Below are 2,739 nucleotides of genomic sequence, written 5' to 3'. Positions count from 1 at the left end.
TTTAAGGGCGAAAGCCGACAGAGATTCTCATTACCTACCGCTGCAGAATTTCAACTCCACATAAAAAGACTGATCCAGAAGCGAATGCCGTCTTCAGGATCAGTCTCATCTATAAAACCTATTTATTGTTTAACATCTATAATTCGGCCTTCCACACCCGGTGCAACGGTTTGGTCTGGGAAGGATTGAATGTAGTCAGAGAAGATCTCCCAGTCAACAAAGCCTGGCTCACTTACACGTCCGTCAGCATAAATGTCCGCAAAGACACTGTAGCCGTCTCCGCCTTTAGCGGTGAAGATATTCGTGGCTGCATAATAGGTTTCTGTGTCAGAGAGGGCGGTGTATTCACCGTTTTGCAGTACTTCGACCGTTTGGACGCGCTGCCCAACTGGCTTGGAGCTGTCATACGTAAAGCGCATGCCTGCAACCTGAAGGAAGCCGCCGCTTGCACTTGGTGCAACACTCACGCTGTGCTCAAGTGCTGTTTTCAGCTCAGATCCTCTGATTTCCATAATCGCTAGGGCGTTGCTGAACGGAAGCACAGTCATCACGTCTGCCAATGTGATCGGTCCAGCCTTCAAGGTTGTCCGGACTCCGCCGCCGTTTTGCAGGGCAATCACGGTATTCGGGTTGATGGTTTTGGCTTTAGCCAGCATGCCGTCCGCTATCAAGTTTCCGAGATTTGTCTCGCCGGTTCTTGCGGCAGGGTTGCCTCCAATCAGGTCAACGGTTGTGGAGCCAACGACCTGATTTTTCTTTGCGTCAACAATTGGCTTGTACTTAGCTAGAATTTGCGCGGCTACGGGATCATCTGCAAAGATATAGGAGCCATCGGCATTCTTGGCATCAACGCTGATGAGCTCACCTTCATAGGCGATGACCTTTCCTTTTTTATCAAAGCTGACGTCAAGCTCGCCAAGGAATTTAGAATACTCGTTTGCTTGGACGATGACAGTCGGTTCTTTATACTTTTCGACCACAACAGGCTTATCAAGCTGAGAATGAGAGTGGCCGCCGACAATGACGTCGATGCCTTCAACTTGGTTGGCAAGCTCGAGGTCATTATCCCCGCCGCCATCATTATAGCCGATATGAGTGAGGGCGATAATCTTATCAACACCTTGTTTCTTAAGAGCTTTCACGGATGCTTTAGCTGAAGAGATATAGTCATCAAACTTTACGTCCCCAGGGCTTGAAATACTGGCTGTTTCAGCAGTGGTTAAACCGAAGATGCCGACTTTCTCCCCATTGACGTTTTTGATGATGCCGTCATAGATTTTGCCGTTCTTTGGTTTATTGGTGTACGTATTTAGCTCAAGGTTCTTCATAAGTGTATCCGCGCTGAAATCAACGTTTGCACTTACGAATGGGAACTGGGCTTTTTGCACAAAGGGTGCCAGCGCCTCACTTCCAAGGTCAAATTCATGGTTGCCGAATGTCATTGCATCAAATCCGGCGAGATTCATCAATTCAAGATCAGCCAGACCCTTGAATTCATTGAAATATAAGGTACCGGAGAATACATCACCGGCATGAAGCAGTAAATTGTTCGTGTTTCCTTTGCGGTGGTCATAAATCGCGCTGATTTGTCGTGGTGTGTTTTCAATATTGGCATGTGTATCATTCACATGAAGGACACGCAGCTGATAGTCAGGTGCTTTAATGGCTGATTGGAGCATCGTTAGGAATTCGGACAAGCTGACTCTTTGGCTGTAGCCAAATTTTGTTTCAGAGATTCCATCAGCAATATCATATAGAATGACAGCGCCAATCAGGTCTTTATGCTTTGCTGGTACATCGGTGAAATGAATTTCCGTGCTTCCTTTCAAATCGAACGCTTTCGCAATCCAGACGGCGAGTTCTCCGCGTGTCAGCAGATTATTGCTTCCGAATTTCTTGCCGTTCTTTCCTTCAAGGATGCCGGCATAAGCCAGGCTGTTAATAGCCTTCTGGGATGATTTTGGTACATCGGTAAACCCGGCATTCGGTGCTTTTTTCTTATCAAGCTTTAAGGCACGGGCCATCAAGCTTGCTGCATCAGCCCGGGTGATGGAGGTTTGTTTCTTGACGCTTTGCTGTGAAATCCCCAATTCCTGAATAAAGCCAGCTTCACCTTGCCGGTCAGCTGTCTTCGCTCCAGCTGCCGGTACAATCAATGTTCCGGCGAGTGCCGCAATCATTGTGAACGTGGCAATCATACGATAGAACTTTAATCGAAATTTCATATACCGCTCCCCTTTTATTCAATATGACCATTTTCATGGCCTCAATTCCGATTATAAATAGTTTTAGAGAGCTTCGACATTAAGTTTAGGGAAAATAAGGAAATAGACCTACTGAATTTTCTGTATCCGACATAGTATTTCTTATTTCTTAAAAATCTATGTCGTCTAAGCCTCGTTGTTTTTGGGCTAGTATTTCAATCGTACTATGATAATGCGGTTCCCCGTGGGACAGATCTAAGGCATAGGAATAACCCGTTTTAATCGTTTTGTAGGTACGAAAATATTCTTCTAGTTCTCCTTTCCTAAAATAATGTATGTACATTCCATTTTTGCGGATGAAGAAGGAGTTTTCTCCTAATCGTTCATATTCGCGCACAGCCTTTTGCCTGCTAGGCTCGTCTATATCAAATGCATTCACATAGACGAAGCCATCCTCTGTTAAGCCTCTCTTGACTTGGTCGAGAAGAGGGGCAATCTTTGGTTCAGGTATGAAGTTGAGCACATTTGAGAGGAT

2 protein-coding genes are annotated in these 2,739 nt (G+C 45.7%); both read right to left on the bottom strand.

Annotation, left to right across the window (positions count from 1 at the left end; translation table 11 throughout):
* Positions 1–122 precede the first annotated feature (122 nt).
* Positions 123–2,225 (bottom strand): 5'-nucleotidase C-terminal domain-containing protein, encoded by a 2,103-nt coding sequence (locus ACI35L_RS06085; RefSeq protein ID WP_439802461.1) that lies wholly within the window; start codon positions 2,223–2,225, stop codon positions 123–125.
* A 148-nt stretch (positions 2,226–2,373) separates the two neighbouring features.
* Positions 2,374–2,739: hypothetical protein (locus ACI35L_RS06080; protein ID WP_439802460.1), on the bottom strand; the 366-nt coding region annotated here is incomplete at its 5' end.

Origin of the sequence: Pradoshia sp. (genome assembly GCF_051873915.1) — a bacterium.
Classification (GTDB): Bacteria; Bacillota; Bacilli; order Bacillales; family Pradoshiaceae; genus Pradoshia.
The sequence above is the reverse complement of the archived record's forward strand: the minus strand, read 5'-3'. Positions and strand labels throughout refer to the sequence as shown.

Bases quoted from the DNA above. Each gene is read 5' to 3' on its own strand.
- ACI35L_RS06085 (WP_439802461.1), bottom strand. From the start codon at position 2,225: ATGAAATTTCGATTAAAGTTCTATCGTATGATTGCCACGTTCACAATG.